The sequence below is a fragment of the Tenacibaculum sp. SM2510 genome (assembly GCF_057002845.1).
Map to the genome: position 1 here is coordinate 1859942 of NZ_CP192703.1, position 26981 is coordinate 1886922.

Here is a 26981-nt window from a genome sequence, read left to right on the forward strand (position 1 = left end):
ATCAATCACTTCTAATATTATATTGATAAACAATACAATAGCAACAAATTTAAATTAAAATTCTGAATAATAAACCTTTTTGTAAATATTATATACTTTAAACCGACCCACTTATAGTTTAATTTTAAGTACTTTTGTTTAAAATTAAACAAAATGAAAACAATTCAGGAGGTTGTTGAAATTACAATAAGAAAAACACCTTTTATAGAAGAAGCTTTAAATGAAAAGCTAATTAATGTATCATCTCTAGCAAGAGTTATTTTACCAGAAGTAAGTAAGTTACTTAAAAAAGAGGTAAAAGTGGGTGCAGTTATGATGGCTATTAATAGACTCTCACCAGCGAATGAATTAAGGGTACGTAAAAACATTAAAAAGTTAGCACTTAATTTAGGAGATGTAATTGTACGGTCAGACTTATGTGATTTTACCTTTAAAAACACCACTTCTTTACTAAAGGAAATTGCTAAAGTTTTAAGTAAATCTGCCGACAGTAACGATTATTTTTTAACAGTTTCTCAAGGCATTTTTGAAACAAACATTGTTACAAGTAAGAATTTACAACCATATGTTGAAGAAATTTTTAAACTCGAAACATTAATCAATAATGTAAACGATTTAGCTTCAATAACTATTAAACTCCCAAAGGGTAATTTAGAACAATCGGGAATATATTATTTTATTTTAAAGCAATTTGCTTGGGCAAATATTGCTGTGCAAGAAGTAATATCTACAACAAATGAAATGACAATTGTTGTAAAAGAAGAAGATGTAAATGAAACCTTCTCTATTTTAATGGATTTAAAATTGAATTAAAAAATGGAAAAGAAAGATCCGTATGCTTCTTTAAGAATTAGAGAATTTAATTTATTTCTTTTAATGCGTTTTGCTCTAGTATTTGCTTGGTCTATGCAGTTTATTATTATAGAATGGCAAGTATATAGTATAACAAAAAATCCCTTATCATTAGGAATTATTGGTTTGATGGAGGTTATTCCAGCAGTATCTATGGCCTTATTTGCAGGTCATATTGTAGATCAAAAAGAAAAAAGAAATTTATTAGCACTTTGCATAGGCGCTTTTTCATTAATAAGTTTAGGCTTGTTTTTTTTAACCGTACCAAGTTTTATTGAGGGTTGGGAAACAAACACTGTGCTGTATTCAATTTATGGCTTGGTATTTTTTGGGGGACTTTTACGTTCGTTCTTCGGACCCACAATATTTTCGTTGATAGCTTTAATTGTGCCTAAAAAATTATATCCCAATGCGGCAACTTGGAGTAGCTCTACTTGGCAAATGGCTTCAGTATTAGGTCCTGCTTTTGCAGGTTTTACCATTTCTTGGCTAGGGGTTCATTGGTCACTTTGTATCGTTTTTGGTTTGGTAGTATTTTCATTTTTAATGGTGTTTTTCGTAAAGAAAAAACCAATATTAAACCCGAAAATTGGTGAACCAATAATGAAGAGTTTAAAAGAAGGAATTAGTTTTGTATTTAAAACAAAAGCTATTTTAGGGGCCATTACTTTAGACATGATTTCAGTGCTTTTTGGTGGCGCTGTAGCTTTATTACCAATATATGCACAAGATATTTTAAAAGTAGGTCCAGAAGGGTTTGGTGCATTACGTGCTGCACCCGCAATAGGTGCTTTTTTAACGATGTTAATTACTGCCTATATACCTATTAGTAGAAATGCAGGAATGAAGTTATTAGCAGCTATTTTTGGTTTTGGAATTTGTATAATTATATTCGGATTATCTTCTATTTTTTGGATCTCTTTAGTAGCCTTATTTTTTAGTGGTGTTACCGACGGAGTTTCAATGGTTATTCGTCAAACAATTTTACAATTAAAAACACCCGATCATATGCGAGGTAGAGTTGCTTCTGTAAACTCTATGTTTGTCGGTTCTTCTAATGAATTAGGCGCTTTTGAGAGCGGTGTAACAGCAAAACTTATGGGAACTGTTACTGCTGTTGTTTTTGGTGGAACGATGACTTTAATTACAGTTGTAACCACAGGAATTGTAAACCCAACATTACGTAGGTTAGATTTAACTAAGGATTTTGAAGCGCACGAAAAATCTAATTAAGGTTCTTAGGTAATTCTTTAAAATTATTTAAATATAAAGTCCAATCATAATCATTAAATTTTATTTTTTTTGGCTTGGTAGGAGTTATCCCGTAGTTTTTTAAAATTTCACGAGCGCCAGATTTACCACCAAAATCACCTCTAAACCAAGAAATTAATGCAGAAGAACTTGCCGTTTCATTTTCTGTATTAAACGTAGTATGTTCTTTTAAATAATTGGTAACCATAAAATCTAGTTCATCGTTTAATTTTTCTAAAGAAAAAACAGCAACTGGCGGACAACTTTTGGCACCACAATTTAATACAAAGTGAATTCTCCAATCAATATCATTAACTCTTAGTTTTCTTTCCCATTTAGCTCTAAAAGGTTTTCTTAAATACCCTAAACTAATTTTACACCTCGATTTTCTAAGAATACCATGTTCTACATCGTCAAAAGAAAGAATTTCACCAGCAATTTTAATTCTTTTTGTTTTAAAAAATGTTCCTTTATCTTCAAATAAACTAGGGTTTTTATTTAAATGTATTTGAATAAAAGCATTATAAATATTAATCCAAAAAGTTTTTTTATGCTTATCTTTAGGAAGTTGAGTTATTAAATTGGTTAGAGTAGTTTTTTCGAGTATTGCAACTTCTTTTTCATATGACTCTCCATTTACAATACGAGTTAATAAGTCTTGCGATGTTTTTATATAGTCCGTTTTATTTTGCGCAATCAGCGTGCATGTAAGAAGCAAAAGAATAATAAATAAATATTTTTTCATAATAATTAAATTAATGTATTTATGCTAATAAGCATCATTATTCCTGCATATAACGAGCAAAGTAACCTACTAAAAAGACTGTCGTTTTTAAGTGAAATAGCTTACAAAAAACCCGTTGAAATAATTATTTCAAACTCACCAGAAACCACAGATGATACTATTAATGTATGCAAAAAATTCGACAATGTTATATTTTATAACAGTCCTAAAAAAGGGAGGGCAGTACAAATGAATTTTGGAGCCGCTAAAGCAGCAGGCGATATTGTTGTTTTTTTACACGCTGATGTTCAGCTACCATCTAACTTTTATGAAGAGATAACAACTGCTATTAAAAGTAATTATAAAGCTGGATTTTTTTCATATAATTTTGATAGGCCATCTTTTATGTTAGATGTTAATAGTTATTTTACGAAAAAAGATAGTTTATTAGCGGGGGGAGGTGACCAGTGCCAGTTCTTTTTAAAAACAACTTTTAACGAGTTAAAAGGTTTTAATGAAGATTATTGCATCATGGAAGATTTTGAAATGATGGATAGAATAAGAGATAAGAATATTAAATATACAGTTATTCAATCTAAAGCAACAGTGAGCGCTAGAAAGTATGATAATAACTCTTGGTTAAAAGTGAATTTAATAAATGGATATGTTTTTATTTTATATAAGCTGGGTGTAAATCCACGAACCCTTAGAAGAAAATATAAAAACTTATTAAGAGAAGCAGTATAATTAGCTCATATCCATATAACTAATTTTAGTAATAATATTTGTTGTTTGATCAAACTCAATATTAACAAAACTGTCGCAGTCTTCACAAACAGCGTATAAAATACTTTTTGAGCCATTTCTACCAAGGCTAAAAACAATAGTTCCTAATTTACTAATATTGTCTCCTATGGTGACAGAAGTTTCCTTTATGGTTAAAGAAGACTCGTTACTATTTATTTCAAAAGATTCTATATAAGGTTTACTTTTACCCATTGTAGAAAAATCTATTTTAAGTCCTTTAAAAATAAAATAATAATAACTTTCATTTTCATCAACACTATAAGAAGTTACAGCACCTAATAAAGCCTCAACAGCAGGTTGCTTTCCTTTAGTTTTTTTAAGATCTTTTAATGCTATGGTATTTATTTTGAAAGCCTCAAAATCTGAAGACGATACTATATTACTTGTTTGAGAAGTTGCTATAAAACTTGATAATATAAGGATTATAAGGGTAATTTTTTGTTTCATTTTAGTACTTTTTAAAACCAATACTACTGGTTTAGGGGTTTTGTAACTTAAGGTCAAATATATAATTCTTTTTTCATACTCAATTACTATGCCAAGACATCTAATTAAAATTTACTGCTAAATTAATTTTAGTATCCAATTCTTCTTCATGTCTTAGGCTAGTTTTTTTATCCCAGTTAAAATAAGTCGTAAATTCTTTTAGCACTTCACTTTTATACAAATCTACACTAGGTTTATCAAAAAACAAACGTCCAGTTCTACGCATAAAAAAATCTGTTGGACTACAAGTCATCTCATGTTGAATGGTAAACCAAATTTCTGCTTTTAATAAACGAAGATCTATATTTTTTTCTTCTATTTCATCTAACTTATTTATAATAAGCGCTGTTTGTTTTCCATAATTATGTACTAAATAGGCCGCGTCAATTTTAGTAAAACCATTGTTTTTTAAATTTTTATATACTTGATGTATGTATAAATCTACCGCTTTGTAGTTTTGAAAAGGACCACCTGTTAAAATAATGTCTTCAGTTTGTATGGTCTCAAATTCAACATTAAATCGTCTAACCATTTTCTTAGCAACTAAATCAACAATACGTTCAGCCATTTTACGATAACCGGTTAATTTACCACCAGCAATTGAAATTAATTTAGTATCAGAAACAAAAATTTCATCTTTACGAGACAGTTCTGAAGCAGATTTACCCTCTTCATGAATTAATGGTCGCAAACCTGCCCATGATGATTGAATATCATCTAAAGTTAATTCGATATCAGTAAACATATTATTTACGGCTTCAATTAAATAGGTAGCATCTATAATATTGGTTTCTACCGTATTTTTATCTTGTTGAAAATTAGTATCTGTGGTACCAAAATAAGTTACTTTACCACGCGGTATTGCAAACATCATTCTACCATCGGGCACATCAAAATAAACCGATTGTTTTATAGGTAGTTTTTCATGGGCAACAACTAAATGAACCCCTTTTGTTAAATGAAGTCTTTTGCCAATTTTAGAGTTGTTAATTTGACGAAGTTCATCTACCCATGGTCCTGCAGCATTGACTACATATTTTGCTTTAATATCGTACTCTTCGTTTGAAAAAACATCTGTAACCTTGGCGCCAACTACACGTTTATTTTCGTAAATAAACTCATTGGCTTTTGTATAATTAAGTATTTGTGCGTTGTATTGGCTGGCTGTTTTTAGTACTTCTATTGTTAAACGAGCATCATCTGTACGGTATTCAGCGTAATAGCCTGCGCCTCTTAAAATATTTTTGGGTAATAAAGGTTCTTTATTAAGTGCTTCCTCTTTGTCAAGCATTTTACGTTTATCATCCCCTTCTACAGAAGCTAAAACATCGTATACTTTTAATCCGATAGAAGTTAACCAAGCCCCATAAGTTCCTCCATCAATTAAGGGCAAAATCATTTTTTCGGGAATTACTAAATGCGGTGCTATTTTATGAACAATAGCTCGCTCGGTACCAACTTCTTTTACCAGCCAAAAATCGAATTGTTTTAGGTAACGTAAACCACCATGAATTAGCTTTGTTGATTTACTTGAAGTACCAGAAGCAAAATCATTTTTTTCAATTAAAGCAACCTTCATGCCTCTAGATGCAGCATCTAATGCTATTCCAGCACCAGTAATTCCTCCACCAATAATTAAAATATCAAATTCAGTTTCTTGTAATTCTTGTTGAATGTTTTTTCGATTGAAAAAAGAAAAGTGGTTCATAGCTAGCTTTTTATTTAACAAAAGTAAGAATAAAATAAAGTAAAAAACACAAAAAAAAAGGCTGAATAAATTCAGCCCTTTATAGTTGCCCCCGCAACGAATAAATCATTTACTGATTCATTCTTAACCAATTTATATCTGCTTGTTTTTGTAATTTTTCTGCCCCTTCTTTTTGCCAAGATTTTAATGTATTGTTTATCCAAGAATTATAAAATAAATAGAGTTTACCATCTCTTATTTCAAAATTTTCAGGGTCAATAGCTACTTTTTCACCTCTTTTTCCCATTGCATAAGCACAATAGCCACCATATTGAGGAATGTATTTTTTTGGATTTTCTTTAAATTGTTGTAAATTTTTTTCTGAAGAAAACTTATATTTTATACCATCAAAGGTAGTAGTAAGTTTTTTTTCACCCTCTAATGGTTGTTTATTTGTAAAGTAAGAAACAACATCATAACCTTCATTAATATATCCGTTAGTTATATTATAGTCTGTTTTCTGTGCTACCAAAGCGATAGATATTATTAGCAAACAAAAAGTTATTAATTGTTTCATGTAATTTTAAAACTTAGTCGAAGAATAGTTACTGCAATTACAATCTATTTTAAATAAACTATAAAACCATTAGGTTGCAACCACGAATATCAGAATTATCGAAGCGCCCAATAATTTCAAAGCTATTATCTAGATTTACTTTTCCCAAGTCTTGTGTTGCAATAAATGAACAAGAATTATAGTTTGCTAAGTCGATAACATTAATTCCTCCCGATTTTTCTTTTGGTAAAACTGTTAACGCATCTTCAGTATCTCTTGTTAAAATACGCATCCAAGGCGGACAATTAAAAACACCGTTTCCTTTAGAATAACCTTGACTTAATAGCTCTGTCATACCATACTCAGAGTGTATTTTTTTTACACCAAATCCATTATAAAGAATAGTATGCAATTCGTGGCGCACGAGTTCTTTTCTGCGACCTTTCATTCCACCTGTTTCCATTATAATGGTGTTTTTCAGATTAAATTGTTGCTTCTCAATTAAATCTAATAATGCAAAAGAAACACCAATGAGTAAGGTTTTTTGCCCTTTTTTATCTAATTCAATGAGTTTTTTAGCTAATTCATCTAAGTTATTTAGGTAAAATCCACTTTCATTGTGGTTAGATTTTTTAATTAAATCATCAACCATATATACTAAAGAAGACCCTTTTCTTTCTAAATAATTAGGTAATAATGCTAAAACTACATAATCTTCTATATTTTTATAAAAATACTTAAAACCATTTAAGTAGCTTTCTTCATACCAAGATAAATCTGTAACTAAATGCTTACTTGTTATACTACCTGTAGTACCAGAACTTGAAAACGTTTCTTGAACTTTATCAGTAGATGAAAGAATATTTTTAGTTTTAAAAAACTGAATTGGTAAAAAAGGAATCTGTTCTATAGTAGTAACATCACTTGGATGAACATACAATAAATCACAAAAAGAGCGGTAAACTTTATTGTGTTTAAATTGATGTTTAAATACTTCAATTGCTATTTTCGTGAAATCTTCTTGACTTCGTATGTTGAATATTTTTTTTTGCATAAACTTTTGCAAAAATAACAGTATTTAACACAAACTTTTTATCTTTTTTTCATCTTCTGATAAAGAGAGAAGTTTTGAATGATAAATATTGATTTAGAAAAGCATTACTATTATCTTTTTTTGCATTTAAATGATTAAAACTATTTTGGTGTAAGTTTGTAAAGTTGTAATCTAATATTAATTATGAAAAGAATAATAATAGTGCTTTTAATAATTATAATGGTTTCTTGTAAAAGTACTGTTGTAAAAAAGAATCAAACATCCAATTCGTTAAATAGTATTTCTTGGTTAAAAGACATGAAAACTTCTTTCGAAAAAAATAATGTTAAAAACAAGGTAATGATACTGCAATATATGTATCATGGTGAACTTGTTTTTTTAGTAGAAAGTTGTTATCAATGTCCAGATGGAACCTCTAGATTATACAATTCCAAGAAAGAAATTATATGTACTTTTGGCGGAATTATAGGAGCTGTTTCTTGTTCTGATTTTTCAGAAAAAGCAACAGATGAAAAGTTATTATGGAAGAATTTCGAATAGTTATTCCTTATAAATTTTCACGACTAATACTCCTTTATCATCCATTGAAGCACGGTACATTCCGGTAGTATTAAATTCAAAAACCATATTACCATTTTTATCTAAGGCTACAACACCTCCAGTACCACCAAGCTTTGTTAATTTGCGTTGAATAACATCAGTAGTTGCTTCTTTTAAAGAAATGTTTTTGTACTCCATTTGTGCAGAAATATCATAAGCAACTTGGTTTCGGATAAAATATTCACCCCAACCGGTTGATGAAACTCCGCAAGTTAAATTATTTGCATAAGTACCAGAACCAATAACAGGAGAATCACCAATTCTACCCCAACGTTTATTTGTCATTCCACCAGTAGAAGTTCCGGCAGAAATGTTCCCGCTTTTATCTAAAGCAACACAACCTACAGTTCCGAATTTTGCATTTTTAATATCAGCATCGTAAAAAGCAGCTTTTTTGTCATCATGATCTAACGCTGTTTTGTTTTTATTCTTTATCCTTTGAAGCGATTTAAAACGTTTTTCGGTATAAAAATAGCTTGGATCTACAATTTCCAACCCTTTTTCTTCGGCAAATATGGCAGCTCCTTTTCCAGAAAGCATTACATGGTCAGAATCTGTCATAACTTTTATTGCTAATTCTATAGGGCTTTTTACATTGGTTACACCAGCTATTGCGCCAGCGTTTAAGGTTTTTCCGTCCATAAAAGAAGCATCTAATTCATTGGTTTCCTCATGGGTAAAAACAGCGCCCTTTCCTGCATTAAATAGTGGCGATTCTTCCATTACTTGAATTGTTTTCATTACTGCTTCCTGACTTGTTCCACCATTTTTTAAAATAGTATGACCGACTTTTATAGCCTCCTCTAGCTTCGTTTTATAAGCAACCTCTTTTTCATCAGACATATTTTTCTTCAAAATAGTGCCGGCACCACCATGAATTATAATAGCAAAATCATTTACTTTCTTAGCAACTTCTTTTTTTGTTGATATTTCTTCTGTTTTACATCCTAAGAAAATTAATAAAAACGAAGCGATAAATAGCATTTTTTTCATAATAAATGTTTAAAATTAAACAATAAGTATTGTTTTTGTTAAATTTAAAAAAGTGTAAATTTATTTGTAATTTCGTTCCTCGAATTTAAACAACTTAAACGGAACAGCAAAATGGCAGATTTTGGTATCAAAGAAGCTTTGGCTCAATTAGGAGTAAAAGATATAAACGAAGGAACCTCTACAGGTTCTAATAACTTTTCTAACGGAGAAATTATTGAAAGTTACTCACCAGTTGATGGGAAACTAATCGGTAAGGTAAGATCTACTACAAGAGAAGATTATGAAAAAGTAATGGAAACGGCTACAGCGGCATTTTTATCTTTTAGAGATATGCCAGCTCCACAAAGAGGAGAAATTGTACGTCAGTTTGGTAATAAATTAAGAGAATTAAAAGAACCATTAGGTAAGTTAGTTTCTTATGAAATGGGTAAATCTTTACAAGAAGGTTACGGTGAAGTTCAGGAAATGATCGATATATGTGATTTTGCTGTTGGTTTATCACGTCAGTTAAACGGACAAACAATTCCGTCTGAACGCCCAATGCATGTAATGAGAGAACAATGGCACCCAATTGGTGTAGTTGGTATTATCTCGGCATTTAACTTTCCTGTTGCAGTTTGGGCTTGGAATACAGCCTTAGCTTGGATTTGTGGTGATGTATGTGTGTGGAAAGGTTCTGAAAAAGCACCTTTATGTTCTATCGCATGTCAAAACATTATTGCAGATGTTTTAAAACAAAATAACTTGCCAGAAGGTATTTCTTCTATCATTAACGGAGATTACAAAGTTGGTGAAATGATGACTACTGATACGCGTATTCCTTTAGTTTCGGCTACAGGATCTACAAGAATGGGAAGAATCGTTGGTGCAACTGTTGCAGGACGTTTCGGAAAATCTTTATTAGAGTTAGGAGGAAACAACGCAATTATTATTACACCTACTGCCGATTTAAAAGTGGTAGTTCCTGGTGCAGTATTTGGTGCAGTTGGTACTTGTGGTCAACGTTGTACTTCAACAAGAAGATTAATTATTCACGAATCTGTATATGATAAAGTAAGAGACGCAATTGTTGGTGCTTATGGACAATTAACTATTGGTAATCCTTTAGATGAAAAAAATCATATTGGGCCGTTAATCGATCACGATTCTGTAAATACGTATTTAGCTGCAATTGAAAAAGCAAAAGCTGAAGGTGGTAATGTTTTAGTTGAAGGTGGTGTTTTAGAAGGTGAAGGTTACGAAAGCGGATGCTACGTAAAACCAGCTATTATTGAAGCTGAGAATCATTTTGAAATTGTACAGCATGAAACTTTTGCTCCGATTTTATATTTAATGAAATATTCAGGAGAAGTAGAAAATGCGATTGCAAAACAAAACGGTGTTGCACAAGGATTATCATCAGCAATTATGACTAATGAAATGAAAGAAGCTGAAAAGTTCTTATCATACGCAGGTTCTGATTGTGGTATTGCAAACGTAAATATTGGTACTTCTGGTGCTGAAATTGGTGGTGCTTTTGGTGGTGAAAAAGAAACTGGTGGTGGACGTGAGTCTGGATCAGATGCTTGGAAAGTGTACATGAGAAGACAAACAAATACTGTAAATTATTCTGATGAATTGCCTTTAGCGCAAGGAATTAAGTTTGACCTTTAAGAGGTTTAAGTATTTTTAAAATAGAAAAACCACGCAATTTGCGTGGTTTTTTACTTTAATACTAATTTTTATTTTTTTGACGTAGCTAGTAAAACTTTATAAGCTGCATGTGCTTTAGACATTTTTGCATAATCTAACGCTGTATAATTTCCTTTGTCGGATTTTGAATTTAGTTTAGCGCCTTTTTTAATTAGTAATTTAACGATAGCTACTTTGTTATATCTGGCAGCAAACATTAACGGAGTTAAGCCTGTAGATTTTCTGTTAATATTGGTTCCGTTTTCAATCATCGCTTTAACAGCTTCGTAATTACCAGCTGTAATTAACTTACAAAAAGTATTAACTTTAGAATATTCGGTAGTAGTTTTTACTGTTGTTTTGTTTATTTCTGAAGCAGAAACAGTTCCAAAAGATAATGCGATTGCTACTACTGTAAATACAAATTTTTTCATGATGTTACGTTTTTTAAGATTCGGTTTATATCTAAAAAGACGACGATTAAGAAAAAACGTTTCAGTAAAAAGAAAGGCTTAACAAATATTTATGATTAATTCTTGAAATTTTATTAAATTAATAATCAGTAATATAAGTATGCATAAATTAGTTGATATTAAATTTACGTGGTTAAAAAACCTGCTATTAAATTAGTTTCTTGGGTTGTTTTTGGTGTTTTAAAATCGAAGTATTTATGTAAAGGAATATCAAAACCTTTGTAGTTTAAGTAATTGTTTAAAGCAGTATTTAAGCCTTGGCTATATAAGTGATGTTCTGCTCCTGTTGGATCTTCGTGATACAAATCATTTTCAGCAAAACCTTTAAATTCTGGTCCAGTAATGTTAATTTCAAATTCATCAGGATTTTTACCAACAGGGCTATGACTAGTGCAGGCAAACATATGCCAAAAAGCAGATTGAATACAATTGTTTTGAAATAACTGACGCACAACGTCTAAAGAATCAATTGTTTCTTGTGCTGTTTCTGTAGGAAAACCAAACATTAAATAAGCATGCACCATAATATTTTCATCAGAAAAAGCTTTGGTTACTCTGGCAACTTGTCCAATATCTACCCCTTTTTTCATTTTAGCCAACAATCTATCTGAAGCAACTTCTAAACCACCGGTAACCGCAATACATCCCGATTTTGATAACAACGAACAAAGTTCAGGCGTAAAGGTTTTTTCGAAACGGATATTGGTCCACCAAGTAATATAAACCTTTCTTTCTAGTAGTTTATTTGCTAAAGCTCTTAACATTTTAGGTGGTGCTGCTTCATCAACAAAATGAAAACCTGTAATTCCTGTTTCAGAGATTATTTTTTCAATTTTATTCACTAAATCATCAGCGGTTGTATTTTGATAATTTCCTATATAATCTAACGTAACATCACAAAAAGAACACTGTTTCCAATAACATCCGTGAGAAATGGTTAATTTATTCCATTTTCCATCAGACCACATTCTGTGCATCGGATTCATGACATCTAAAAAAGATAAATACTTATTTGTTGGAAGCCCTACATAACTAGGGGCGGGTAAATTTTTATGATGAAAAATTGTATTTGGTGTTTTATCAGCGTAAATAACTTTATTGTTTTTACAGATAAAAGTTCTTTCTAAACCATCTTCTTTTATTTTACCGTCTAAAAACTCTGTGATTTTTAATAACGGACCTTCACCATCATCTAAAGTAATAAAGTCTATAAAATCAAAAATTCTTGGGTCAGACAAACGTCTTAACTCGGTGTTACAATAACCGCCACCCATACCTATCTTAATGGTAGGATATTTTTGTTTTATAAATTGTGCACACCGTAAAGCCGAAAACAAATTACCAGGAAAAGGTACTGTAAAACAAACTAAATCATAATTGTCTTGTTGTAGTTTATCTTCTAATAAATACAACATTTCATCTTCTATTAAGGTAGTTTCATATTGTAAAAACTCGTTAATAGTATCGAAACTAGAGGCAGATCTTCCTAGTTGTTCTGCATAACGTGTAAAAGAAAAAAACTCATCAACATTGGCATTTATATAATCGCCTAATTCTTCAACAAAGAGTGTTGCAATGTGTTTGGCTTTGTCTAAAATTCCTAATTTCCCGAATTCGGTAGTTAAATCCTTATTTAATTTAATGCGCCTATGTCCGTGTGGTAAATAGTCTTTATGTACTATTTGATACGCTGCTGTAACTTCTTGCACACGCAAATAATCCATCACAGAATCTACCTTATTTATGTATTCTTCTTTTTGTTTATCAACTAAAGGAAAATCACTATTACCAAGCATTTCTGCCTGCTTAAAAATAGCATTTATAAACTCTTTGGTAAACACCGCAGTAAATAGCTCGATACTTAAATCCATTTGCGTTGCTTTTACATCTTTAGATTCTAAAAAACCTTTAATGTATGCGGTTGCAGGATACGCGGTATTTAATTGTGTAAAAGGAGGTGTTATTAAAAGCGTGTTTACAGACATATAAAATAAATAAAGCACAAAGATACTCTTAAGAGTGTTGTTATTATATCTGATTTATTAAAACTATTAACGTGTTTATAAACTCAAGTGTATTATGTTGTTTTAAAACGGCTTTTTAAGTTTAGGTTTTAATAGGATTTAGGTTAATTTTAACTCATTTTTCGATAACTTAGCTATCGCTGAATATGATTCATTAAAAAATTATTATATTCTTTAACCTAGTTACCTAATTATATAATAAAAATTAACTAATGGCATTTATAGATTATTATAAGGTTTTAGGCCTTTCGAAAACAGCAACTGAAAAGGAAATAAAAAATGCATACCGTAAACTCGCTCGAAAATATCACCCTGATTTAAATCCAGACAACAAAGAATCTGAGTTAAAATTTAAAGAAATAAATGAGGCAAACGAAGTTTTAAGTAATCTTGAAAACCGTAAAAAATACGATAAGAATGGTGAGAATTGGAAAAATGGAGAACAATTTGAAACCCCCAAAAGTCAACGTCAACAAAACTCTCAGTATCAATCAGACCAGCAAGGGTATTCAAATCAAGAATATTCAGATTTTTTCGAATCCATGTTTCAAGGAGGTACATCGTCTTCAAGACAGCGACAAAGTGCTAAATTTAGAGGGCAAGATTACAATGCAGAATTGCAGTTGAATTTAAAAGATGTATATACCTCACAACAGCAGGTTTTAACGGTTAACAACAAAAAAATAAGATTAACAATTCCTGCAGGAGTTGAAAACCAGCAAGTAATTAAAATAAAAGGAAAAGGAGAACAAGGAATGAATGGGGGTCCCAATGGTGATTTGTACATCAAATTTATCATCAACAATCATACAGAGTTTAAACGTGAGGGTAATAACCTGTTTCAAAATGTAACGTTAGATTTTTATACAGCTATTTTAGGTGGCGATATTACTGTAGACACTTTTAATGATAAAGTTAAGCTTAAAATAAAGCCTGGAACGCAAAATGAATCGAAAGTAAAATTGAAAGGAAAAGGATTTCCGGTTTATAAAAAAGAAGGGGATTTTGGAGATTTAATTATCACTTATCACATAAAAACACCTACGGATTTAAGTGAAAAAGAGATCTCATTATTTAAAGAACTACAAAAACTTAAAATAGCATGACTCAGCAACAATTAATATCGATAAAAACCATTTGTTTGCATTATAATATTGAAATTTCATTTATAGATGCTTTAACTCAAATAGGGCTCATAGAGTTTGAAATTATTGAACAAAATCAATATATTCATCAAGACCAAATTAGCAATCTTGAAAAAATAATTAGACTTCACAACGAGTTAAATGTTAATATAGAAGGTATTGATATAGTTTTTAATTTATTAGAGAAGGAAAGAGAATTACAACATGAGCTAAATACCCTTAAAAACAGATTAAGACTTTATGAAAATGACTAAAATATTTATTTTGTGACGTCCTGAAATAGTGTTACAAATTAATAAATTAAAGGTAGTGATTTTACATCACTGCCTTTTTTATTTTATTCTTTTTATACGGAGTAAGTAGTTGATAATTTACCCATTAAGTACAGGCACTTATTAATGCGTTATTAAATACAACTAGTAATTCTGTAGCCTCTAGAACACGTATATAATTCATTACAGAATTTATTTTATATACTGATCCTTGCTGAAAAATCCATTTACGCAGCTTTTATCTTTCGATTCTAAAACCTCTTAATATAGGTAGCTGCTGGATAAACTGTGTTTAATTTTGTAGAAGGAGGTGTTATTAAAAGCGTGTTTATAGCCATAAAAAATAAATAAAGAGTAAAGAAACTTTTTAAGACAGTACTTTTTAGCTGATTTGTTAAAACTATTGGTACGTTTATAAACCCTAGCATATTTTATTGCTATAAACGATTTACCAATTTGAGGTTTGTTTAGAATTTATGTTGATTTTTTAGTTCTTTTTTTGATAACTTGGTATCGTTGAATATAATTGATTGAAATGGGATTGTATTCTTTATATTGATACCTGCAATTTTGAAAAATAATATGAATCGATTAAATGAATTACCATTAGAATTAAACAAGAAGCGGAAGTTAATCCACGAGGAAAAATAATTCGAGGAATAAAACCGATAGATAATATTACTCATTGGGTATATGAATTCGAAGAAAATAGTGATGACTTCTTTGAATGCTTTAACAATCCTTTTTCCGAATTATATCAAACGAGTTTTGATAATATTGACGCAAAATATATTTTTAGAGGGCATCGTAATTCAAACTGGAAGTTAATTCCTTCTGCTTTTCGTGATTTAAACTCTAAGGAAAATATTAATGGATTAGATGTATTAAAGTCTGGCAATGCACATTCCCTTCCTGAGATAAAGGATTTTATTAATTAAATAGTCTGGGTTATAAAATTGAGGATGACACATTCAAATTAATAAGCTCTGTTTTTATAGATGATGACTTTAAAGCATTTGACCTAATAAAGGATTTTCCAAAACCAGAACAGCTTAAAGAATTAGCTTTAGCTCAACATTATGGAGTACAAACAAGATTATTGGATTTTACTTTTAATCCTAATAAAGCAATATTTTTCGCTTCAGAAAAAATTAATCCTTGGACAAAAGATGATAATTCTAAAATAGGAATTTGGGCAATTCCAGAGCGTTTAATCGACATTTCTCAAGAAGATTTTTATTTAAAGAGAATATTTGTTGAAGGATTTCAAAATAATAATATGATTGCTCAACAAGGATTATTTATTAATTATTTTGAGGGTCGTTCAATAGATGAAAACCTTTTCAATCAAAAAGGAGAAATAAAGTCATTAGATAATTATTTATTTGATTGTAAAAGAAGTGATGAAAATGAAAAACTTATTAAGCAAAAAATTGGAAAGCCGAGTTTATTTACTCTATCTCATAGAGTTGCTTGGCGAATTATAAAAAGACTTGAGATATTAAATATTAATTGGCTAACTATCCAACCTGATTTGAACGGAATTAGAAAAGAAGTCGAAAGAATAAAAAAGAATCACAACTAACAAGAACGTGTGTAATTAATTTCTTGCTCCTTTTTTTTACTAAACTATGACTAGCTTACTAATAAACTATATATAAACGAGAATAATATCTTTTAACTATACCTAACTTTACGTAGCACACGCATTGCTTCTTTGTATTTTATATAAGTTGTTTTATCAGTTAAGTTTTTAATGTAATTTTTCACTTTTTTAAGTTGATAAATTGCCTGTGTAAACCCATTTAAATAGCAAATTAAATACGTAGTTGGTAATTTTAAAACAGCTAGGTTTTCAGTATCAGAGAGTGGTATATTTTTTTCTATTTTACTAATAATAGCCTTGTTGTTATTATAAATATGATGTAAAATAGTTTTATCATATTGTGGTGCTTCAAATAAAAATTGGGTAACAATATCGTGTTTCCCATTCTCTTTAAAATGAATAATTGTTTTTTCTAACGGATAATGTTTTTCACTTTTATCAATACCTAAAACGATATACTCGGTAATAATAAAAGATTGCTCGTTATGGCTAATTTGAACATCATCTAAGGCCGAAAAAAACAAACGAATCTGCTCGTTTATCAATTCAATATCAACTCGAGTATAAAATTCTTCATTATTAATTACCTTCTTTTTACCAGCCCAACACACCACAAATTGTTCGTTAAAAACTTTGTATTGTGGATTGTATGTAGGTTTGTGATTGTTAATAAAATCGAAAACTCCGTCGAGTGTTAATTGAATATTATTACTGGCATTTTTTTCTATAGCTTCAACAATAGTAGTATTTACCTCATTAAATGTAAAGTTTTTATCCGTAGGCATTGAATTGCTTCCTCTGCGAAAAAAAACGGTGCCTTTACGATACTTCCAAATATTTTTTAAAAATGAAGTAGTTTCATTATTCGGATAAATAGTTACCAAGCCGATTACTTTATGGCGTGGTAAACTAGGAAAAGGTACATTTTCATATTCTATTTTTGGTGGATTGTTTAAATAAGCATTTACTAAGTTTTGAATTTTACTATCATCGTAAAAATCGACTCCTAAAATTTTATTTTTTTCATCCTCTATACCAATAACTATATAAGAGTTATTGGTAGGGTTTGAATTAGATAATGCACAAATATGTTTTATAAACTTAGCTTTTCCTTCTTTATTTTGTAGTGATAATTTTTGCTTTTTATCAAAAAAACTATTCTCGTCGTTATGAGAAAGTAAGTTTTTAATTAAAAGACGTTTGTTAATCACAGCTTATGCATTTTTATTTATAATTGATGCGGTTGCTTGTGCGGTAGGGTATACCACTAAGTCTTCAATATTTACGTGATATGGCCTACTGATAACGAAATAAATAATATCGGCAATATCTTCGGGCTGTAAAGCTTTATAACCCTGATATACTGTTTTTGCTCTATCGTGATCTCCTTTAAAACGAACGTCTGAAAATTCGGTTTCTACCAAACCGGGATGAATTGCCGAAACACGAACATTATGTTTGTTTAAATCAATACGCATTCCTTTATTTAAAGCATCTACGGCAAATTTTGAGGCACAATACACATTTCCGTTCGGATACACTTCTTTACTAGCAATAGAGCCGATATTGAGAATAAAACCGTTATTTCTATCCACCATTTGCGGAATTATAGCTTTTGAAACATATAATAAACCTTTTACGTTTCCATCAATCATGGCATCCCAATCATCAATACTTCCTTCCTGAATACTACTTAATCCGTGTGCATTACCCGCATTGTTAATTAAAATATCAACATGTTTAAATTCATCAGGTAAACTACCAATGGCTTTTTGTACTTCGTCTTTATAACGAACATCAAATTGTAGCGTTTGTACTTTTGTTAAAGTTGATAATTCTTGTTTAAGTTCTTTAAGTTTCTCAGCGCGTCTTCCACAAATAATAAGGTTTATGTTGTTTTTAGCAAATAGTATAGCGGTTGCTTTACCAATACCAGAAGTTGCTCCTGTAATTAAAGCGGTTTGTTGCATGTTTTTGTTTTTTATAAAGGTAAAATATTTTATGTAAAACGAATATTTTAAACAAAGAAAAACCGCTCTACTTCTAGAGCGGTTTCTTTTAGTTGGCTACTACCCCAACCAAAAATCAACTAACCAAACTTTATTTTAAATATTTTCTATCAACTGTTTCACGTTGTACTTTAGTACGTTTTCTACCGCTATTCCTTACAGTTGGTTTTATTGTTTTTTCATTTTTTAAATACTGTACAAATCCTCTACCAGAAAAAGTGTACGTTGTTTCAGAACCTAGGTGAAATAATTGTATCCTTTCATCATTTATAACGCTTAATTCAAACCTTTCAGTATCGCCACCATCATAATTAAGTGTTAAAAGTTTTAAGTCGCTATAACCTGCTATATTGGCTACTTTATAACCACCTACATAGTCCCATTTTATGTAATCAATATTCGTGCCAAATGAATCGTGAGAAGACTTAAATGTTACGTCGTTTTCAGGTGTAAACTGTAAGTAATTTTCCTCATCAAATGTATTTGGAACACCTCCATTTTCATCGGTTCTTTCCCAAGCAATATACTCTTGTAAAAAGTATTCTATGTTTTCATAAAATAACTTATCATAATTAAAATTATTTTTTTGATAACCAATTAAATAATAACTTACGTTTTGCGATAAATCATCAATTCTAATTTCATCTTCTGAAAGTTGAACGACATCAAAATCATAACGTCCATCAAGATCGTGATCGGTTTCTAAAACGGTTCTGTAAGTACCATAATTTCCAACAGCAATTCCAAGACCATTTCCGGTTTTACCAATATCAACAATATTATTATTTGCATACATGGTTCCGTTTAAAAAAGACACTGTAAAGGCTTTTGATAAAAAAGGAACATCGCCTGTACCAGTTGTTCTATGATAATCTATATACCATAAATCGTAACTAGATACATATTCGTTTAACGAAAAATCAGTATCCTGTACCGTACAAGATGTTAATGTTACACCTGCGGCAATATATAAGAAGAGTAATTTTAGACGTTTCATAAGCGTATGATTTAATATTATACTTATGTAGTTTTCAAATTACGTGCCAAAAACAAAAAACACCTCATTTGAGGTGTTTTTTGTTAGTTTTGAGGTTTTGCCGAGGGCATAAAAACTCTTTTCAATTTTATAATATTTTCAATTTTATAATAATAAAGTTTATCACCTATTTTGTAGCTAACTACGGCTTCATTTTCTTTTAGTTTAAAAGGGATTTCCTCTTTAGTTTTTGCGGTATTTCCATATTCTTTTTCAGGATCAGCATTTAAAACTAAGTCTTTTTTATCTTCACCTGTTGAGGTTTTATAACGAGCAGCAATGTAATTTTTATCTTGTTTTTGTTCAATTACAGCACTTACAATTCTGTCTTGAAAGTATACTTTTTTAAAATTGATAGTTTTACTTGCTGTAAATTCAATCATTAAATTAAGTGTGTTGTTACCAGGTAAACCACCAGTAATATGAGCGTAAGATGCGGTGTTAACCGTAAAAGGAGGATTTGATTCTAATTTTACGCTTGCACACTGTGTAAAGCTTAGTGCCAAAATTAAGATTCCGAATAACTTCATAATATTACTTTTTATTGTTTAAATTTAAATGTTCAAGTAGTGTGCCAAGGTACAAATATATATAGATATTAAGATGTTGAATTACAGTTATTGGGAATTAAAGGAATGGTTTACAAATGTTGATTTCACCATTGTTGGTAGCGGAATTGTAGGTTTAAATTGTGCATTGGCCTTAAAAAAAACACATCCAAAAGCTAAAATAATAATTTTAGAAAAAGGCATGTTACCACAAGGCGCAAGTACTAAAAATGCGGGTTTTGCGTGTTTTGGTAGTTTATCTGAATTAATTGATGATTTAAAAACACACAGTGAAGAAGAGGTTTTTAATTTGGTAGAAAAAAGATGGAAAGGTTTACACTTATTACGAAAAACCTTGGGCGATACCACCATCGATTTTCAGCAAAATAAAGGTTATGAGTTATTTAATGATTCCGATTTTTATGAAGAATGCTTGGCTGAAAAAAATAGGATTAATCAATTATTAAAGCCACTTTTTTCTTCGGATGTTTTTAAGGTTGATAACAATTTTTTTGAGTTTCATAATGTTCATAAAAATTATATAACCAATCAGTTTGAAGGACAAATTGATACCGGTAAAATGGTAGCGCAGCTACTTCAAGTAATTCAGCAAAGTGATATAAAAATTTTAAATAATATTACCGTTAAAAATTTTGAAGAAATTGGGAATAAAGTAGCTATACAAACCAATCAAATTTGCTTTTCCACCAATAAATTATTAATTGCCACTAACGGATTTGCAAACCAATTACTCAATGAAAACGTACAACCGGCAAGGGCACAAGTATTAATTACAAAACCTATAAAAAATCTTCATATTAAAGGAACTTTTCATTTAGACAAAGGGTATTACTATTTCAGAAATATTGATGATAGAGTTTTGTTTGGCGGCGGAAGAAATCTCGATTTTAAAGCGGAAGAGACTGCTGAATTTGGAGAAACAGCTCTTATTCAGAATAAATTAGAAGAAATTTTAAAAACAACCATTTTACCTAATACTAATTTCGAAATTGAACATCGATGGAGCGGAATTATGGGCGTTGGAAATCAGAAAAAAGCAATTGTAAAACAACTATCAAATAATGTTTTTTGCGGAGTTCGTTTAGGCGGTATGGGAATTGCTATTGGTAGTTTGGTAGGAAAAAAATTAGCAGAATTAATAAAATAAATGAAAAATAACAACGACAATATTAATCACAAAAAAAGCAATTTAACTGCAGATGTAATTATTATTGGAGGAGGTTTAGCGGGTTTATGCAACGCAATACATTTATCTAAATTTGGTAAAAAAGTTTTACTGATTGAAAAAAACAGGTATCCAAAACATAAAGTTTGTGGCGAATATATTTCTAACGAAGTTTTGCCGTATTTAGAGTTTTTAGGTATAAATCCGTTTGATTTTGGTGCAGTTAATATTACGGATTTTAAGCTATCAACAACAAAGAATAAAGTTATTTCGGCTAAATTACCTTTAGGAGGATTCGGAATTTCACGTTATCAATTCGATTTTATTTTATCAGAAAAAGCCAAAGAAAATGGCGTTATAATTTTACAAGATCAAGTACTAAATATCAATTTTTCTGAAGATATTTTTCATGTAGCAACAAAAGAAAATAAAACGTTTACCTCAAAAATTGCTATTGGTGCTTTCGGAAAACGTTCTTTATTAGATGTAAAAATGGAACGTGATTTTATTCAAAAAAAATCACCTTATTTAGGTGTTAAAATTCATGTAAAAGGGAATTTTGAGCAAAATTTAGTAGCACTTCATAATTTTAAAGGTGGTTACTGTGGGGTTTCTAAAGTAGAAAATAATGTAATTAATTTATGTTATATTACTAGTTTTTCATCTTTTAAAAAATATAAAAGCATAGAAGATTTTCAAGAACAAGTTGTTTTTAAAAATCAATATTTAAAAGAGATATTTAAAACAACAACACCAGTATTCGAAAAACCGTTAACAATTAGTCAGGTTTCATTTGAAACCAAAAAACCAATAGAAAACCACCTTATTATGTGTGGTGATTCTGCGGGAATGATTCACCCTTTATGCGGAAATGGTATGAGTATGGCTATTCAAAGTGCACAAATTGCATCTAAACTCACTCTAAATTACTTAAACGGTAAACTTTCGTCAAGAAATGACCTTGAAAAACAATACATTAGAGAATGGAATAAAAACTTTAAAATGCGTTTAAAAGTAGGTCACTTTATTGCGATGTTATTTAGAAAAGATAAGGTTGCAGAAATTTTACTTAAAACTTTAAAGAAATTACCTTTTTTAGTACCCATAATAATTAAGCAAACACATGGTAAACCAATAAAAATAAAATGAGTTTTTTTATCAGCACAAAATACAGAACTGATCAAGAAGAGATGATGGATGATTTTTCTATTGGTGGTGATTTATTACGCGATGTTTTAGATAAGTTAGAAAATATAAACCGTTGGCTAGGCGGAAACTTGGTAACGGTTAATGCATTAAAAAAAGTATTAAAAAATCATCCTAAAAATATAGAAATCGTTATCGCTGATATTGGTTGTGGGCATGGAGATATTTTACGTGATGTAGCCAAATTCGGAAGAAAAAATGGCTATAAAATGAAATTGATTGGTGTAGATGCAAATGCTACTGCAATAGAATACGCGAATGAATTATCAACAGAATATGCAGAGTTGGTTTTTAAAACTGAAGATATTTTTTCTGATGATTTTAAAAAAAGAGAATTCGATATTGTTTTAGCAACCTTGTTTTTGCATCATTTTAAAGAACCGCAATTGGTTTCTTTCTTATCAGATACTTTAAAACACACTAAAAAAGCAATAATTGTAAACGATTTACATCGTCATAAATTGGCGTATTATTTGTTTTTACTATTATCAGTTTTTATCAAAAATAAAATGATTATCAACGACGGATTAATTTCTGTTTTAAGAGGTTTCAAACGAAAAGATTTGGTTAGAATCTCAGAAAAAATAAATGTAAAACCACAAATTTCTTGGAAATGGGCATTCCGTTTTCAATGGATAATACAAAAATAAATGGCAGTAAAAATAACAGCTGTAGCAAAACAATTGCCACAATATTATAGAGAAACAAAAGATATTATTCCTTTTGTAAAAACGTGGATGCAAGATCAGGATGAACGTTTTCAGCGAAAAGTAATCAAACTTTTCGAAGGAGCAGCAGTAGATAAACGGTATTCAATCATGAACCCTGAAGAAGTTTTTGTAGCCACATCTTTCGAAGAAAAAAATGCTATTTACGTAAGAGAAGTTGTAAAGTTAGCAGAGCAATCACTTACAAAATCATTGCATAAAGCAAATTTAAAAGCAACAGATATCGATTATATAATTACGGTAAGTTGCACAGGAATTATGATTCCGTCTATGGATGCATATTTGATTAATTCTTTACAAATGAAACAAGATATTGTGCGTTTACCGGTTACAGAAATGGGTTGTGCAGCGGGAGTTTCAGGTATTATATATGCCAAGAATTTTTTAAAGGCAAACCCTAATAAAAGAGCAGTTGTAATTGCTGTGGAGGCGCCTACAGCAACTTTTCAGTTAGATGATTATTCGATGACGAACATTGTAAGTGCGGCTATTTTTGGTGATGGAGCTTCGGCAGTTATTTTGTCTTCTTATGATGAGGATGAAGGGCCTAAAATTGTAGATGAAGCTATGTATCATTTTTACGATGCGACTTCTATGATGGGTTTTAAATTGGTAAATACAGGTTTACAAATGATTTTAGATAAGGAAGTTCCGAAGAAAATTTCAGATCATTTCCCTGCAATAATTCATCCTTTTTTAGAACGAAATAATTTAACGATTGATGATGTAGACCACTTAATTTTTCATCCAGGAGGAAAGAAAATTGTACAAACGGTAGAAGATTTATTCGGTGTATTAGGTAAAAATATAGACGATACAAAAGAAGTTTTACGTTTGTATGGTAATATGTCTAGCGCAACAGTTTTGTATGTTTTAGAGCGTTTTATGGACAGGAACCCAGCAAAAGGAGAAAGAGGTTTAATGTTGAGTTTTGGCCCGGGTTTTTCTGCGCAACGTATTTTATTGGAGTGGTAATTTTATAGAATTCACAAGACCTCACAGGTTTTAAAAACCTGTGAGGTCTGTTAAACGTAACAAATGAATCAAACAGAAATCATAAAAAACCTACCATATCAAGAACCTTTTTTGTTTGTTGATGAACTCACCGAAATTACAGAAAACGGAGTTACTGGAAATTATACATTTAAAGAAGATGCATTTTTTTATGAAGGTCATTTTAAAGGAAATCCGATTACTCCAGGTGTTATTTTAACAGAAACGATGGCACAAATAGGAGTTGTTTGTTTGGGTATTTATTTACTAAAAGATGAAATTTTAGCATCAGATAAAAAACCACAAATTGCATTAACTTCTAATCAGGTTGATTTTTATTTACCAGTGTTACCAAACGAAAAAGTAACCGTAATTTCAGTGAAAGAATTTTTTAGATTCAATAAGTTAAAGTGCAAAGTAAAAATGATAAATTCTAAAAATGAATTGGTTTGTAGAGGAACTATTTCGGGAATGTTAGTAATTTGAGAACAGACCTCACAGGTTTTTAAAACCTGTGAGGTCTTATTTAGAAGTTTTAAACATGAAAAATAGAGTCGTAATTACAGGTTTAGGAGTTGTTGCACCCAATGGCGTTGGTTTGCAAGAATTCTCGAGCGCAATAAAAAAGGGGAAATCCGGAATTACATTTCATCAACATTTAAAAGATAAAGGTTTTTCTTGTTGTATTGGTGGAATTCCTACTGTTTCTGAAGAAAAAAAAGCAACATATTTAACGGCTTTGCAATTACGAGGCTTTAATAGTACTTCTATTTTATATGGATGTATGGCAGGAATTGATGCCTGGAAAGATGCTGGTTTTTCTGTGGATGAAAACTCAAATTTAGATTATGATACTGGTTTAATATTCGGTACAGGAACCTCGGGAATTGAAAAATTTAGAGAAGCAATCTATAAAATTGATGATCAGAAAGTAAGACGATTAGGAAGTACTTCTGTGGTACAAACAATGGCAAGCGGAATTTCTGCATATTTAGGCGGAATTTTAGGTTTAGGTAACCAAGTTACTACAAATTCGTCGGCGTGTACAACAGGAACAGAGGCTTTGTTATTGGGTTTTGAGCGCATTAAAAACGGAAAAGCAAAACGAATGTTGGTTGGTAGTTCAAGCGATAGTAGTTTGTATACTTGGGGAGGATTTGATGCAATGCGAGTAATGTCTTACAAGCATAACGAAACGCCAGAAAAAGGTTCGAGACCAATGAGTGAAACTGCAGCAGGCTTTGTGCCAGGAAGTGGAGCAGGAGCCTTAGTTTTAGAATCTTTAGAAAGTGCATTAGCGAGAAACGCAACCATTTATGCAGAAGTTTTAGGCGGAAATATAAACTCTGGCGGGCAACGAAACGGCGGAACTTTAACAGCCCCAAATGCCGAAGCTGTACAGAAATGTATTACTGATGCTTTATTAGATTCAAATATAGCATCTGATAAAATTGATGTTATAAACGGCCATTTAACAGCAACATCAAAAGATAGTTTAGAAATAGAAAACTGGAGCAAAGCTTTACAAAGAAAAGGAACTGATTTTCCTTACATAAACTCTTTAAAATCGATGGTTGGTCATTGTTTGGCGGCTTCTGGTGCAATAGAAATTGTAGCAGCTGTTTTGCAAATTAAAGAACAATTTGTGTTTCCTAATATTAATTGCGAAGATGTACATCCAGAAATTTTAACACTTATTTCTAAAGAAAAAATACCAACAAAAATTATACATAAAGATATAAATATACTTGCAAAAGCAAGTTTTGGCTTTGGTGATGTAAACGCTTGTGTTATCTTTAAAAAATATTCAAAATAAAATGACAAAAGAAGAAATTATAGTAAAGTTAACAACGATTGTAAAACCCTATGTTCAAAATGAAAAAGGTTTTAAGAACATCAATGAAAACACCGATTTTATTAAGGACTTAGAAATAAATTCGGCAAATTTAGTAGATATTATTTTAGATGTAGAAGATGAGTTTAAGATAGAGATAGATAATGATTCTATGGAAAAAATGCTTTCTGTAAAAGAAACAGTTGCAATTATTCAAACAAAAATGAATGTATAATATTGGCAATGACATTGTTGATTTAGGCCTTGCAAAAATTCAAAGTAATTGGCAACGAAAAGGTTTTTTAGAGAAACAATTCACCCAAAAAGAGCAAAGTGAAATTTTAGCTTCTGAAAATCCGTTTTTAAAAGTTTGGTTGTTTTGGAGTATGAAAGAAGCAGCCTATAAATGTTATACACAAAAAGTTAAAAAACGTTTTTTTGCACCTAAAAAATTTCAATGTACATTAACTTCAAAAGAAAAAGGGTTTGTTATTTTTGAAGACAATAAATTTTACACGACTACTTCTTTAAATTCTTTTTATATTCATACGATTGCTGATGATGTAAAGAATGGAGTGGTAATTACATCAGCTATTTGTTTACCAAACACAGTAAATACAGTGGTAAGAAAAACTCTTGAAAAGAAAACAGCTTTTTCGTTTAAAGAAATAGAAAAAAGAAAAACCATTGTTGGGGCTCCTTTGTATTACTACAAAGAAAAATTACTTACTAATTCATGTTCAATTTCGCATCATGGAAATTATGAAGCATATGCATTTACCTTAGAAAATGAATATTAAAACAGCACTTTTTAAACAATGTGAAGCGTTTGTAAACAGACGTTTACAAACGGTAGAAGAAATAATTTCGTCCAACAAAAATGCGTTACAATCTGAAACTAAAAGTTCGGCCGGAGATAAACATGAAACGGGTAGAGCAATGCTGCAATTAGAGATGGAAAAAGCTAGCCAACAGCTTAGCGGAATCAGAAAAATGAAAGAAACGCTGTCTAAAATTAATATTGAAAAAATTTCTGAAATTGCACATTTAGGAAGTGTAGTAAAAACAAATAAAGCATGCTTTTTTTTAAGTATTAGCTCCGGACAGCTTATAATTAAAGACAAAACTTATTTTGCTATTTCAGTCTCTTCTCCGGTAGGAAGCATGCTGTTAGGTAAAAAAGCAGGAGATATTTTTATATTTAATAATATGGAACAAAGAATAAAAGAAATTTTCTGAT

At 30.4% G+C, this 26981-nt stretch carries 29 protein-coding genes; 17 read left to right on the plus strand and 12 right to left on the minus strand.

Annotation, left to right across the window (positions count from 1 at the left end; all coding sequences use genetic code 11):
* The first annotated feature begins 153 nt into the window (after positions 1 to 153).
* Positions 154 to 813 (plus strand): hypothetical protein, encoded by a 660-nt coding sequence (locus ACQ629_RS08335; RefSeq protein WP_483704018.1) that lies wholly within the window; start codon positions 154 to 156, stop codon positions 811 to 813.
* 3 nt (positions 814 to 816) lie between these two features.
* Positions 817 to 2085, plus strand: a complete 1269-nt coding sequence (locus ACQ629_RS08340; RefSeq protein WP_483704020.1) for an MFS transporter — start codon at positions 817 to 819, stop codon at positions 2083 to 2085.
* Here the strand turns inward: ACQ629_RS08340 and ACQ629_RS08345 are convergent.
* Entirely contained in the window at positions 2078 to 2848 is a 771-nt protein-coding gene (locus ACQ629_RS08345) for a DUF547 domain-containing protein (RefSeq protein WP_483704022.1), read from the minus strand. The genes ACQ629_RS08340 and ACQ629_RS08345 overlap by 8 nt on opposite strands.
* A 21-nt stretch (positions 2849 to 2869) precedes the next feature.
* Here ACQ629_RS08345 and ACQ629_RS08350 point away from each other — a divergent pair, with 21 nt between their 5' ends.
* Positions 2870 to 3574 (plus strand): TIGR04283 family arsenosugar biosynthesis glycosyltransferase, encoded by a 705-nt coding sequence (locus ACQ629_RS08350; RefSeq protein WP_483704024.1) that lies wholly within the window; start codon positions 2870 to 2872, stop codon positions 3572 to 3574.
* Here the strand turns inward: ACQ629_RS08350 and ACQ629_RS08355 are convergent, their stop codons facing one another.
* From ACQ629_RS08355 to ACQ629_RS08370, 4 genes are all read right to left on the minus strand, one after another.
* Positions 3575 to 4081 carry a hypothetical protein gene (locus ACQ629_RS08355; protein ID WP_483704026.1) on the minus strand — a complete coding sequence of 169 codons (507 nt, stop codon included), beginning with the start codon at positions 4079 to 4081 and terminating at the stop codon, positions 3575 to 3577.
* A 100-nt stretch (positions 4082 to 4181) separates the two neighbouring features.
* The gene (locus ACQ629_RS08360; protein ID WP_483704028.1) at positions 4182 to 5828 is read right to left on the minus strand and encodes a glycerol-3-phosphate dehydrogenase/oxidase; all 1647 of its coding nucleotides are present in this window, start codon (positions 5826 to 5828) and stop codon (positions 4182 to 4184) included.
* A 109-nt stretch (positions 5829 to 5937) separates the two neighbouring features.
* Positions 5938 to 6384 carry a YHS domain-containing (seleno)protein gene (locus ACQ629_RS08365; RefSeq protein ID WP_483704030.1) on the minus strand — a complete coding sequence of 149 codons (447 nt, stop codon included), beginning with the start codon at positions 6382 to 6384 and terminating at the stop codon, positions 5938 to 5940.
* Between the two features lie 58 nt (positions 6385 to 6442).
* Positions 6443 to 7417 (minus strand): LuxE/PaaK family acyltransferase, encoded by a 975-nt coding sequence (locus ACQ629_RS08370; protein ID WP_483704032.1) that lies wholly within the window; start codon positions 7415 to 7417, stop codon positions 6443 to 6445.
* Between the two features lie 183 nt (positions 7418 to 7600).
* On the opposite strand from ACQ629_RS08370, the gene ACQ629_RS08375 reads away from it, so the two are divergent.
* Positions 7601 to 7957, plus strand: a complete 357-nt coding sequence (locus ACQ629_RS08375) for a DUF6970 domain-containing protein (protein ID WP_483704034.1) — start codon at positions 7601 to 7603, stop codon at positions 7955 to 7957.
* Here ACQ629_RS08375 and ACQ629_RS08380 read toward each other — a convergent pair whose 3' ends face one another.
* A complete protein-coding gene (locus tag ACQ629_RS08380; protein ID WP_483704036.1) occupies positions 7958 to 9010 on the minus strand; it encodes an isoaspartyl peptidase/L-asparaginase family protein in 1053 nt (350 codons plus the stop codon).
* 111 nt (positions 9011 to 9121) lie between these two features.
* Here ACQ629_RS08380 and amaB point away from each other — a divergent pair, with 111 nt between their 5' ends.
* A complete protein-coding gene (amaB, locus tag ACQ629_RS08385; protein ID WP_483704038.1) occupies positions 9122 to 10663 on the plus strand; it encodes an L-piperidine-6-carboxylate dehydrogenase in 1542 nt (513 codons plus the stop codon).
* 68 nt (positions 10664 to 10731) lie between these two features.
* On the opposite strand, the gene ACQ629_RS08390 is transcribed toward amaB, so the two are convergent.
* Together ACQ629_RS08390 and ACQ629_RS08395 are read right to left on the minus strand one after the other, a co-directional pair.
* Positions 10732 to 11115 carry an ankyrin repeat domain-containing protein gene (locus ACQ629_RS08390; RefSeq protein WP_483704040.1) on the minus strand — a complete coding sequence of 128 codons (384 nt, stop codon included), beginning with the start codon at positions 11113 to 11115 and terminating at the stop codon, positions 10732 to 10734.
* A 164-nt stretch (positions 11116 to 11279) separates the two neighbouring features.
* On the minus strand, positions 11280 to 13139 hold the full coding sequence (locus ACQ629_RS08395; RefSeq protein WP_483704042.1) for a B12-binding domain-containing radical SAM protein: 1860 nt from the start codon (positions 13137 to 13139) through the stop codon (positions 11280 to 11282).
* 251 nt (positions 13140 to 13390) lie between these two features.
* Here ACQ629_RS08395 and ACQ629_RS08400 point away from each other — a divergent pair, with 251 nt between their 5' ends.
* The 3 genes from ACQ629_RS08400 (at position 13391) to ACQ629_RS08410 (ending at position 16180) form a co-directional block, all read left to right on the plus strand.
* A complete protein-coding gene (locus ACQ629_RS08400; protein WP_483704044.1) occupies positions 13391 to 14284 on the plus strand; it encodes a DnaJ C-terminal domain-containing protein in 894 nt (297 codons plus the stop codon).
* On the plus strand, positions 14281 to 14577 hold the full coding sequence (locus tag ACQ629_RS08405) for a chaperone modulator CbpM (protein WP_483704046.1): 297 nt from the start codon (positions 14281 to 14283) through the stop codon (positions 14575 to 14577). Before ACQ629_RS08400 ends, ACQ629_RS08405 begins: the two co-directional genes overlap by 4 nt.
* Before the next feature lie 1042 nt (positions 14578 to 15619).
* A complete protein-coding gene (locus ACQ629_RS08410; RefSeq protein ID WP_483707184.1) occupies positions 15620 to 16180 on the plus strand; it encodes an FRG domain-containing protein in 561 nt (186 codons plus the stop codon).
* A gap of 92 nt (positions 16181 to 16272) precedes the next feature.
* On the opposite strand, the gene ACQ629_RS08415 is transcribed toward ACQ629_RS08410, so the two are convergent.
* From ACQ629_RS08415 to ACQ629_RS08430, 4 genes are all read right to left on the minus strand, one after another.
* Positions 16273 to 17412: a DUF5929 domain-containing protein gene (locus ACQ629_RS08415; RefSeq protein ID WP_483704048.1), complete on the minus strand. Its 1140-nt coding sequence runs from the start codon at positions 17410 to 17412 to the stop codon at positions 16273 to 16275.
* Between the two features lie 3 nt (positions 17413 to 17415).
* Positions 17416 to 18171, minus strand: coding sequence for an SDR family NAD(P)-dependent oxidoreductase (locus ACQ629_RS08420; RefSeq protein ID WP_483704050.1), 756 nt, complete (start codon positions 18169 to 18171; stop codon positions 17416 to 17418).
* 130 nt (positions 18172 to 18301) lie between these two features.
* Positions 18302 to 19207, minus strand: a complete 906-nt coding sequence (locus tag ACQ629_RS08425; protein ID WP_483704052.1) for a hypothetical protein — start codon at positions 19205 to 19207, stop codon at positions 18302 to 18304.
* An 83-nt stretch (positions 19208 to 19290) separates the two neighbouring features.
* Positions 19291 to 19776 carry a hypothetical protein gene (locus ACQ629_RS08430; protein ID WP_483704054.1) on the minus strand — a complete coding sequence of 162 codons (486 nt, stop codon included), beginning with the start codon at positions 19774 to 19776 and terminating at the stop codon, positions 19291 to 19293.
* Positions 19777 to 19852: 76 nt separating this feature from the next.
* Here ACQ629_RS08430 and ACQ629_RS08435 point away from each other — a divergent pair, with 76 nt between their 5' ends.
* From ACQ629_RS08435 to ACQ629_RS08475, 9 genes are all read left to right on the plus strand, one after another.
* Entirely contained in the window at positions 19853 to 20962 is a 1110-nt protein-coding gene (locus tag ACQ629_RS08435) for an NAD(P)/FAD-dependent oxidoreductase (protein WP_483707186.1), read from the plus strand.
* Positions 20963 to 22129, plus strand: a complete 1167-nt coding sequence (locus tag ACQ629_RS08440) for an NAD(P)/FAD-dependent oxidoreductase (RefSeq protein ID WP_483704056.1) — start codon at positions 20963 to 20965, stop codon at positions 22127 to 22129.
* On the plus strand, positions 22126 to 22836 hold the full coding sequence (locus tag ACQ629_RS08445) for a methyltransferase domain-containing protein (RefSeq protein ID WP_483704058.1): 711 nt from the start codon (positions 22126 to 22128) through the stop codon (positions 22834 to 22836). Before ACQ629_RS08440 ends, ACQ629_RS08445 begins: the two co-directional genes overlap by 4 nt.
* Positions 22837 to 23889, plus strand: coding sequence for a type III polyketide synthase (locus ACQ629_RS08450; protein ID WP_483704060.1), 1053 nt, complete (start codon positions 22837 to 22839; stop codon positions 23887 to 23889).
* Between the two features lie 63 nt (positions 23890 to 23952).
* A complete protein-coding gene (locus ACQ629_RS08455; RefSeq protein WP_483704062.1) occupies positions 23953 to 24393 on the plus strand; it encodes a 3-hydroxyacyl-ACP dehydratase FabZ family protein in 441 nt (146 codons plus the stop codon).
* 55 nt (positions 24394 to 24448) lie between these two features.
* The gene (locus ACQ629_RS08460; protein WP_483704064.1) at positions 24449 to 25723 is read left to right on the plus strand and encodes a beta-ketoacyl-[acyl-carrier-protein] synthase family protein; all 1275 of its coding nucleotides are present in this window, start codon (positions 24449 to 24451) and stop codon (positions 25721 to 25723) included.
* A 1-nt stretch (position 25724) separates the two neighbouring features.
* The gene (locus tag ACQ629_RS08465; protein WP_483704066.1) at positions 25725 to 25976 is read left to right on the plus strand and encodes an acyl carrier protein; all 252 of its coding nucleotides are present in this window, start codon (positions 25725 to 25727) and stop codon (positions 25974 to 25976) included.
* On the plus strand, positions 25969 to 26541 hold the full coding sequence (locus ACQ629_RS08470; protein ID WP_483704068.1) for a 4'-phosphopantetheinyl transferase family protein: 573 nt from the start codon (positions 25969 to 25971) through the stop codon (positions 26539 to 26541). Before ACQ629_RS08465 ends, ACQ629_RS08470 begins: the two co-directional genes overlap by 8 nt.
* Positions 26531 to 26980, plus strand: a complete 450-nt coding sequence (locus tag ACQ629_RS08475; RefSeq protein ID WP_483704070.1) for a 3-oxoacyl-ACP synthase — start codon at positions 26531 to 26533, stop codon at positions 26978 to 26980. Before ACQ629_RS08470 ends, ACQ629_RS08475 begins: the two co-directional genes overlap by 11 nt.
* The last annotated feature ends 1 nt before the right edge of the window (position 26981 follow it).

Bases quoted from the DNA above. Each gene is read 5' to 3' on its own strand.
- amaB (WP_483704038.1), top strand. From the start codon at position 9,122: ATGGCAGATTTTGGTATCAAAGAAGCTTTGGCTCAATTAGGAGTAAAA.
- ACQ629_RS08465 (WP_483704066.1), top strand. From the start codon at position 25,725: ATGACAAAAGAAGAAATTATAGTAAAGTTAACAACGATTGTAAAACCC.
- ACQ629_RS08440 (WP_483704056.1), top strand. From the start codon at position 20,963: ATGAAAAATAACAACGACAATATTAATCACAAAAAAAGCAATTTAACT.
- ACQ629_RS08420 (WP_483704050.1), bottom strand. From the start codon at position 18,171: ATGCAACAAACCGCTTTAATTACAGGAGCAACTTCTGGTATTGGTAAA.
- ACQ629_RS08335 (WP_483704018.1), top strand. From the start codon at position 154: ATGAAAACAATTCAGGAGGTTGTTGAAATTACAATAAGAAAAACACCT.
- ACQ629_RS08400 (WP_483704044.1), top strand. From the start codon at position 13,391: ATGGCATTTATAGATTATTATAAGGTTTTAGGCCTTTCGAAAACAGCA.
- ACQ629_RS08475 (WP_483704070.1), top strand. From the start codon at position 26,531: ATGAATATTAAAACAGCACTTTTTAAACAATGTGAAGCGTTTGTAAAC.
- ACQ629_RS08390 (WP_483704040.1), bottom strand. From the start codon at position 11,115: ATGAAAAAATTTGTATTTACAGTAGTAGCAATCGCATTATCTTTTGGA.
- ACQ629_RS08360 (WP_483704028.1), bottom strand. From the start codon at position 5,828: ATGAACCACTTTTCTTTTTTCAATCGAAAAAACATTCAACAAGAATTA.
- ACQ629_RS08455 (WP_483704062.1), top strand. From the start codon at position 23,953: ATGAATCAAACAGAAATCATAAAAAACCTACCATATCAAGAACCTTTT.
- ACQ629_RS08365 (WP_483704030.1), bottom strand. From the start codon at position 6,384: ATGAAACAATTAATAACTTTTTGTTTGCTAATAATATCTATCGCTTTG.
- ACQ629_RS08345 (WP_483704022.1), bottom strand. From the start codon at position 2,848: ATGAAAAAATATTTATTTATTATTCTTTTGCTTCTTACATGCACGCTG.
- ACQ629_RS08470 (WP_483704068.1), top strand. From the start codon at position 25,969: ATGTATAATATTGGCAATGACATTGTTGATTTAGGCCTTGCAAAAATT.
- ACQ629_RS08350 (WP_483704024.1), top strand. From the start codon at position 2,870: ATGCTAATAAGCATCATTATTCCTGCATATAACGAGCAAAGTAACCTA.
- ACQ629_RS08445 (WP_483704058.1), top strand. From the start codon at position 22,126: ATGAGTTTTTTTATCAGCACAAAATACAGAACTGATCAAGAAGAGATG.
- ACQ629_RS08370 (WP_483704032.1), bottom strand. From the start codon at position 7,417: ATGCAAAAAAAAATATTCAACATACGAAGTCAAGAAGATTTCACGAAA.
- ACQ629_RS08460 (WP_483704064.1), top strand. From the start codon at position 24,449: ATGAAAAATAGAGTCGTAATTACAGGTTTAGGAGTTGTTGCACCCAAT.
- ACQ629_RS08430 (WP_483704054.1), bottom strand. From the start codon at position 19,776: ATGAAGTTATTCGGAATCTTAATTTTGGCACTAAGCTTTACACAGTGT.
- ACQ629_RS08405 (WP_483704046.1), top strand. From the start codon at position 14,281: ATGACTCAGCAACAATTAATATCGATAAAAACCATTTGTTTGCATTAT.
- ACQ629_RS08380 (WP_483704036.1), bottom strand. From the start codon at position 9,010: ATGAAAAAAATGCTATTTATCGCTTCGTTTTTATTAATTTTCTTAGGA.
- ACQ629_RS08340 (WP_483704020.1), top strand. From the start codon at position 817: ATGGAAAAGAAAGATCCGTATGCTTCTTTAAGAATTAGAGAATTTAAT.
- ACQ629_RS08450 (WP_483704060.1), top strand. From the start codon at position 22,837: ATGGCAGTAAAAATAACAGCTGTAGCAAAACAATTGCCACAATATTAT.
- ACQ629_RS08355 (WP_483704026.1), bottom strand. From the start codon at position 4,081: ATGAAACAAAAAATTACCCTTATAATCCTTATATTATCAAGTTTTATA.
- ACQ629_RS08395 (WP_483704042.1), bottom strand. From the start codon at position 13,139: ATGTCTGTAAACACGCTTTTAATAACACCTCCTTTTACACAATTAAAT.
- ACQ629_RS08375 (WP_483704034.1), top strand. From the start codon at position 7,601: ATGAAAAGAATAATAATAGTGCTTTTAATAATTATAATGGTTTCTTGT.
- ACQ629_RS08425 (WP_483704052.1), bottom strand. From the start codon at position 19,207: ATGAAACGTCTAAAATTACTCTTCTTATATATTGCCGCAGGTGTAACA.